At 70.5% G+C, this 6,531-nt stretch carries 7 protein-coding genes and 2 pseudogenes; 2 read left to right on the top strand and 7 right to left on the bottom strand.

From position 1 onward, the window contains the following. A pseudogene (gene ftrA / locus FV228_RS17405) lies at positions 1 to 308 on the bottom strand (transcriptional regulator FtrA); the annotation flags it as partial. 104 nt (positions 309 to 412) lie between these two features. Here ftrA and FV228_RS17400 point away from each other — a divergent pair. Further along, on the top strand, positions 413 to 1,027 hold the full coding sequence (locus tag FV228_RS17400) for a glutathione S-transferase (protein WP_147855778.1): 615 nt from the start codon (positions 413 to 415) through the stop codon (positions 1,025 to 1,027). A gap of 59 nt (positions 1,028 to 1,086) precedes the next feature. On the opposite strand, the gene FV228_RS17395 is transcribed toward FV228_RS17400, so the two are convergent. Both FV228_RS17395 and FV228_RS17390 read right to left on the bottom strand, forming a co-directional pair. Then, entirely contained in the window at positions 1,087 to 1,962 is an 876-nt protein-coding gene (locus FV228_RS17395) for a methyltransferase (RefSeq protein WP_147855777.1), read from the bottom strand. Between the two features lie 45 nt (positions 1,963 to 2,007). Next, entirely contained in the window at positions 2,008 to 2,436 is a 429-nt protein-coding gene (locus tag FV228_RS17390; RefSeq protein ID WP_147855776.1) for a helix-turn-helix domain-containing protein, read from the bottom strand. Between the two features lie 151 nt (positions 2,437 to 2,587). On the opposite strand from FV228_RS17390, the gene FV228_RS17385 reads away from it, so the two are divergent. Then, complete coding sequence (locus tag FV228_RS17385) at positions 2,588 to 4,402, top strand: chloride channel protein (RefSeq protein ID WP_147855775.1); 1,815 nt, start codon at positions 2,588 to 2,590, stop codon at positions 4,400 to 4,402. 41 nt (positions 4,403 to 4,443) lie between these two features. On the opposite strand, the gene FV228_RS17380 is transcribed toward FV228_RS17385, so the two are convergent. From FV228_RS17380 to FV228_RS17365, 4 genes and pseudogenes are all read right to left on the bottom strand, one after another. Then, positions 4,444 to 5,319, bottom strand: coding sequence for a 4-(cytidine 5'-diphospho)-2-C-methyl-D-erythritol kinase (locus tag FV228_RS17380; protein ID WP_147855774.1), 876 nt, complete (start codon positions 5,317 to 5,319; stop codon positions 4,444 to 4,446). Positions 5,320 to 5,446: 127 nt separating this feature from the next. Continuing rightward, positions 5,447 to 5,887: a type II toxin-antitoxin system VapC family toxin gene (locus FV228_RS17375; RefSeq protein ID WP_147855773.1), complete on the bottom strand. Its 441-nt coding sequence runs from the start codon at positions 5,885 to 5,887 to the stop codon at positions 5,447 to 5,449. Then, a complete protein-coding gene (locus tag FV228_RS17370) occupies positions 5,884 to 6,111 on the bottom strand; it encodes an AbrB/MazE/SpoVT family DNA-binding domain-containing protein (RefSeq protein WP_147855772.1) in 228 nt (75 codons plus the stop codon). The genes FV228_RS17375 and FV228_RS17370 overlap by 4 nt, the downstream gene beginning before the upstream one ends. Before the next feature lie 96 nt (positions 6,112 to 6,207). Further along, positions 6,208 to 6,531: pseudogene (locus tag FV228_RS17365) on the bottom strand (molybdopterin molybdenumtransferase MoeA); the annotation flags it as partial.

The following is a 6,531-nucleotide window of genomic DNA, read 5'->3' as shown; positions in this document are numbered from 1 at the left end:
CCCCGGGCATGGGCCCGCCTCAGCGCCGCGATCAGGGGAGCGGGCATCGCCCCCGCGGGACCGCGCCAGCCCGGGACGACGATCGTCCCGGCGTGGTCGAGGAGTTCGAGGCCGCCATCGGGCTGCACCACGACCCCGCCGGTGCCCCGCAACGGCCCCGGTTCCACGGCCGCAATGGCGCAGCGGTACCAGCGCGAGCCGAATTCCGGCCTGGGCAGGGCGAAGACCTCGACGGCGCAGCCGTACTCGAACGTGCACAGCCCGTCATAGGCCAGGATGACGACGGCGTGGCTCGGCGATTTTGGCATGATCTCATCGGTAATGGCCGATCGTGCCACTGGCAACGGCGCCGTCCGCGGAAGAGATTTCTCCGGTCCGCACAGCAGGATGCGGCCGCCCCAAGGATGTCGTCATGCGTTTGATCGGTATGCTCGATTCCCCCTATGTCCGCCGCGTCGCGATCACGCTGCGGATGGCCGACATTCCGTTCACGCACGAGTCGGTGTCGGTCCTGCGGGACGTCGAGAGGTTCCGCGCGGTCAACCCCGTGATCAAGGCGCCGACACTGGTCACCGACGACGGGATCACGCTGATGGATTCGACGCTGATCCTGGCGCACTTGTCCGCAATGCGGCCGGATCGCGCGCGGTTGATGCCCGTGGACCTCGCCGGGCATGCCCGGGCCTGCCGCATCCTCGGCCTCGCCCTGGCGGCCGCCGACAAGACCGTGCAACGCGTCTACGAGCGCAATCTGCGTCCTGAGGACAAGCAGCACGCCCCCTGGCTCGACCGGATCCATGCGCAGCTCACAGCCGCCTATCGAGAGCTGGAGCGGGAAGTCGAGTTGCAACAGCCGTGGCTGTTCGGGTCGGCGCCGCTTCAGCCGGATATCACCGCTGCGGTGGTCTGTCGGTTCACGCGGACCGTGGATGGCGACGCGGTCCCGGAGGCCGACCATCCGAACCTCACCGCCCTGTGCGCGCGCGCCGAAGCGCTGCCGGCCTTTCGGGAGTGCCCGGTCGCTTAAAGCATCGCTCCGAAAGGTGGCCGCCGGCTTTCGGGAGGATGGCTGGGTCGCAGAAGGCGTCACGGATCCCGGGTCGAAAGCCACCAGGTGCCGCCGTCATACCAGCAGCCCGCATCGGGCGGCGCGTCGAAGCGGATCGACCGGACCGCGGCGAGGGGTCTTCGTGCGAAGGCCTCGGATAGCCCGTCTTCGGCCACCTCCCGCAGGCCCTGAAGCGGGATGAAGCTCGCCATGGAGACGAAACGGGCCAGCCAGGCTGCGTCTGCCGCGGTTCGGCGAACCAGCAGCATGCCGCCCCGGCGGTTGGCAGCCTGAAGCGGGAACAGAAGCCGTCCCTCTGGCCGCAGCGCGTCGAGCCAGGCGCGGGCAGGGCGCGGTGCCCCGGCATTGACGTAGATCGCGTCGGCCTCGGGGAGGCTCCCGTCTACGCCGGAGCGCGCCTCGACCCGGGCCCACGGCCAGGGGATGAGATTGCGCGCTGCCCGCTCCGCGAGGCCGGAGTCGATCTCGAAGCCGCACACATGGCCGTCCGGCCCGACGAGATGGGCGAGGAGCGCCGTATAATACCCGCTGCCTGTCCCGACCTGGACCACGGTCTCCCCGGGCCGGGGCGCGAGCGCATCGAGGCAGAGGGCGTGCAGGCTGGGCTGTCCGATATTGATGCCGCTTGCTGCGTCGAGGGCGACCAGCACGTCCTGATACAGGAAGGCGGGGTCGTCGTCCGGGGTGGTCACGTAGAGCGGGCCGCGATCCTGAGATCGCCAGACATGTGCGGCCAGGATCGACCAGGGCCCCGGGCCGGCGAACGGCTCCCGAGGAACTGCCGCGAAGGCCGCCGCGACGCGCGGGTCGGCCGCATTCGGGTTGGCCACCAGCGACGTGTAGAACCCGCGGAGCTTGGCGCGGTGCGCCGCCGACCTGTCAGGATCCGCCATCTCCGCTCCCCCCCTACGGAAAAAGACCATCCAACCCCCTATGCGTCAAGTCGCCGCGGGATGGAGCGCGCCCGAGAGCGCTGGCACCAGGCCGCGCAACTCCTCCAGGTGCGCAGCGGTCAGATCGCGCAGCAGGGTTTCGGCCCGGGGCGTGAGCGCCAATTCGCTCCGGCGTCGATCCTCGGCGGCGCGTCCCTTCGTAAGCAGGCCGCCAACGACCATCCGGGCGACGAGTTCGGCCGCGGTATGCGGAGCGATCAGAAGTTGCTCGGCCAGCAGCCCCACCGTCGGCGGCGCGCGCCCGGCATGGCCGGCCAAGGCCAGGAGTGCCTGATGCTGCTGAGGTGGGATGCCGGCCCGGCCTGCCGCCGCCTCGCTGAAGGCCAGGAAGCGCCGCAGTCGGTATCGGAATTCCGCCAGAGCGGCGTACTGCTCCTGGGACAGCGGCGCGGTCTGAGGATCCTCGCAAGCCACGGTAATCTCCCTGGTGCCGGTTCCGGACGTTCGGCCTTATAGCGTCCGGATCCATAAGGGCTTCCCGGGCCCGTAGCACCCCGTTCCGGTCCGGACGTCATTGAATATATCGTGCTACGATATAATTGGGCCGTGAAGGACGGAGGGCTGTATGGACGGCGGACAGGACATCGCGCACGGCGCTGGCAGGCCATTGCGGCGGGTGCTCGGCGATTTCAGCGCGGATCGGCGGGTTCTGGCGCTGGCCGCGCTCGCGGCGATCACCGGGACGGCTGCGACCGCCACCGCCTGGATCCTGCTCACGCTGATCGGCCTGGTGACCAATCTCGCCTGGTACGGCCGCTTCGACACCGCTCTGACGTCACTCGCCGGCGCGACGCCGGGGCCGTGGATGATCGCGATTCCGGTCATCGGCGCGCTGATCGTGGGTGCGATGGCGCGTTACGGCTCGGAGAAGATCCGTGGCCACGGCATCCCGGAGGCCATGGAGGCGATCCTGATCGGCGGCAGCCGGATGTCGCCCAAGGTGGCTGTCTTGAAGCCGCTCTCCTCGGCGGTGGCGATCGGCACGGGCGGGCCGTTCGGCGCCGAGGGACCGATCATCGTCACGGGCGGCGCGGTGGGCTCGCTGTTCGCGCAGTTCTTCCATCTGAGCGCATCCGAACGGAAGACCCTGCTGGTGGCCGGCGCCGCGGCCGGCATGACGGCGATCTTCGGTACGCCCGTGGCGGCCGTGCTGCTCGCCGTCGAGGTGCTGCTGTTCGAGTGGCGCCCGCGCAGCCTCGTGCCGGTCACGGTCGGTGCGGTGACGGCGGCCTGCTGGCGGCCCGCCCTGTTCGAGGCCGGCCCGCTCTTCCCCTTCACCGACAATCCGGCGCTGCCGTGGTGGGGATTGCCCGCCTGTGCAGCGCTCGGGCTGGCCTGCGGGCTGATCTCCGGTGTGCTCACGCGCGCGCTCTACGCCCTCGAGGACGGGTTCGGCCGGCTGCCGATCCACTGGATGTGGTGGCCGGCTTTGGGCGCCCTCGTGGTCGGCCTCGGCGGCTTGGTGGAGCCCCGGGCGCTCGGTGTCGGCTACGATGTGATCCGCGATCTGCTGTCCGGGCACATGCTGGCCGGAGCGGTGCTGATGATCCTCGTCGTGAAAGCGGTGATCTGGCTCGCCGCGCTGTCGTCGGGCACGTCCGGGGGCGTGCTCGCACCGTTGCTGATCCTGGGTGGCGCGATCGGCTGGCTGATCGGCCTCGTCCTCCCCGGTGCGCATGGGTTCTGGGCGCTGCTCGGCATGGCGGCGATGCTCGGTGGGACCCTGCCGGCGCCACTGACCGGAGTGGTGTTCGCCGTCGAGGTGACCGGCGACGTCGCCGCCCTGGCACCCCTGCTCGCCGCCACCATGGCGGCCTACGCGGTGACCGTGCTGCTGCTCAAGCGCTCGATCCTCACCGAGAAGATCGCCCGGCGGGGACAGCACGTGACCCGGGAATACGGCATCGATCCCTACGACTTGGCCCGGGTCGAGGCGGTGATGACCCGCAAGGTCGCCACCCTCGCGGGGGATCTGCCGGTGGCCGAGGCTGTGGCGGCGATCACCGCCGGTCCCCACCACGCCTATCCGGTACTCGACGGCGGCCGTCGGCCGGTAGGCCTGGTCACGCGCGACGACGCGCTCCGCTGGACGATGGAGACGCGGGAGGATGACGCGGCCGACGAGACCCTCGCCGAGCGCGTCTCGGATGCTGGCTTGGCATCGGTCCATCCGGGCGATGTGGTATCGCACGCCCTCGACGTGATGCTGTCGGCCGGCCAAGGCCGCCTGACGGTCACCGACCCGGAGAGCGGTGAGTTGGTCGGGCTGCTCACCCGCAAGGACCTGTTGCAGGTGCGCGCCGCGGCGGTCCGCGCCGAGGCCGAGCGCCGGGCGTATTTCCGCCGGAATCGCATCCGCGCGGAGGCAAGCGGGGGCTGAGGGCAGGGGGCAGGGGGCTGAGGGCAGGTGCGACGCGCCGTTCAGCGCAGGAAGGTCGGCGCCACCCACCAATTCGGATGCGCGGTCCGCAAGGCGGCGGCAGCCCGCACCGCCGCGCGGCGGTCAGCAAACAGCGCGAACACCGTCGCACCCGAGCCGGACATCCGTGCCAGGCGGCATCCGTCCCGCGCGCGCAGGGCCGCCAGGGCCTCGCCGATCACCGGGGCGACCGTGAGCGCTGGCGCCTCCAGGTCGTTCCGGGCCGGGGCGAGGGACGCCACCAGGGCGTCGGCGCTGAGCCCCTCGGCGATCTCGGGATGGGCCGCGCCGTCGCGCGTCTGCCCGACCGCGAGGCCCAAGGCCTTGAACACCGGAGCGGTCGGCACCGGCACGCCGGGATTGACCAGCACGGCCGGCAGCGGCGCGAGCCCCAGCACGGGGCCGATCTCCTCCCCGGCGCCACGCATCATGCGGGCCCGCGGGTCGAGGCAGACCGGCACGTCGGCCCCGGTCTCGCGCGCGGCGGCGATCAGGGCTGCATGATTGAGCGGCAGGTCGTTGAGACACGCCAGCAACCGCAGGGCCGCGGCGGCATCCGACGAACCGCCGCCGATGCCGGCCGCAACCGGCAGGCGCTTGACCAGATGGAACGCCCCCAATCGCAGGTTCGGCACCCGTGCCGCCAGCCCGCGGGCGGCGCGCAGGACGAGGTTGTCGTCCGTCGGACCGGCCGGACCGGCGGTCGGACCGCTGACGGTGAGGCCGAGCGCGGCGCCGGGGTGGAGGGTCAGGCGGTCGGCGGTCCCCGCGAAGGCCACCAGGCTCTCCAACTCGTGGTAGCCGTCTCCGGCCCGGCGCCCGAGCACGTGGAGCGTGAGGTTGACTTTGGCGGGGGCGCGGTCTGCGAGCAGGGGCACGGGATCTCGAACGGGTCGGGCAGGGACGGATTTGACGCTCTACAGGCTGGTGGGCGCGGTGTCCCGCCGGATATCGGGGGCGGTGGGCCGTGAAGTGCTGTCCTGGGCGTGACGAGGGGGGATCCGACTAAGCGCCGGATACGCTCCCCCGCGCGGCCCAGTTCTCAATTGTGAGGGCAGGTTTCAGGCGATCGAACTCCCGCGTGTTGTTGGTCACGAGAATGACATCGAGCGCCTTCGCGTGCGCCGCGATCCAGAGGTCGTTGTTGCCGATGATCAAGCCGGCCCTCTGAAGCTTGGCGCGAAACGCCGCGTAATGCGCTGCAGTCGCTTCGCCCGGGGTGACGACCGGGATCATCTCCGTCAGCCTGGCAAAGGCCCGCAAGGCCGCATCGAATCCGGGTGTATCCCGGATCTTCTCCAAACCGAACTGCAACTCGCCATGGGTGATCGGCGATATCACCACCTCGCCCGGTCGCAGGTCGCGGAACCGTTCGAGTACCTGTGGCGGCCGTGCGCGGCGGATGTAGATGCAGATGTTGGTATCGAGCATGTAGCGCGGCTTCATAAGCCGTCGCGATCCTGCGGCGGCGCGTCCTCACGGACGAGTTCGTCGATCGGAAGCTCGGTCAGGAGCGCAAAGGCGGCCGTTAGGTCGTGCGTCCGGATCTCACGCAGCACGATTTCATCGCCCCTGCGGAGAATCTCGATCTCCGGGCCTTGAAGGCGGAAGCCGGCGGGCAGTCGCACCGCCTGACTGTTGCCCGACTGAAACACCCGAGTCCGCCTCATACAAGCCTCCGCGTATATACGTGCGAGTATATACGCGCGCCGCCAATTGTTGAGAGCGTCGTCACCCGACGCATGCCCAAGACCCATCCCCAAGACTCACCCCAGATCCCCGTGCGCCCGGTATGGCAACGGATCACCCACACGGATCGCGCTCAGATCCTCGCCGAGTTCCACCAGCCCGTCGCTGGCCGACAGGCCGGACAAGGCGCCCCCCGTCGACGGCACCGCCTCCGCGACGCCGTCGGCGCCGACGCGGATCTGGACGCGCAGGTACTCGCGCCGGCCCACGCGCTTCTCCTGGGCGAAGCCGCTTCGCACGGTCAGCGTCGGCGTCTCGTCGTGCGCGCCCGACAGGTGCAGGACGAGGGGGCGGAGGACCGCCAGGGCGGTCACGTAGGCGGCGGCGGGGTTGCCGGGGAG

Source organism: Methylobacterium sp. WL18, assembly GCF_008040015.1.
Classification (GTDB): Bacteria; Pseudomonadota; Alphaproteobacteria; order Rhizobiales; family Beijerinckiaceae; genus Methylobacterium; species Methylobacterium mesophilicum.
The sequence above is the reverse complement of the archived record's forward strand: the minus strand, read 5'-3'. Positions and strand labels throughout refer to the sequence as shown.

What these genes read in the sequence shown, in the direction of transcription:
- FV228_RS17400 (WP_147855778.1), top strand. Translation starts at nt 413, where the DNA reads ATGCGTTTGATCGGTATGCTCGATTCCCCCTATGTCCGCCGCGTCGCG.
- FV228_RS17395 (WP_147855777.1), bottom strand. Translation starts at nt 1,962, where the DNA reads ATGGCGGATCCTGACAGGTCGGCGGCGCACCGCGCCAAGCTCCGCGGG.
- FV228_RS17385 (WP_147855775.1), top strand. Translation starts at nt 2,588, where the DNA reads ATGGACGGCGGACAGGACATCGCGCACGGCGCTGGCAGGCCATTGCGG.
- FV228_RS17375 (WP_147855773.1), bottom strand. Translation starts at nt 5,887, where the DNA reads ATGAAGCCGCGCTACATGCTCGATACCAACATCTGCATCTACATCCGC.
- FV228_RS17370 (WP_147855772.1), bottom strand. Translation starts at nt 6,111, where the DNA reads ATGAGGCGGACTCGGGTGTTTCAGTCGGGCAACAGTCAGGCGGTGCGA.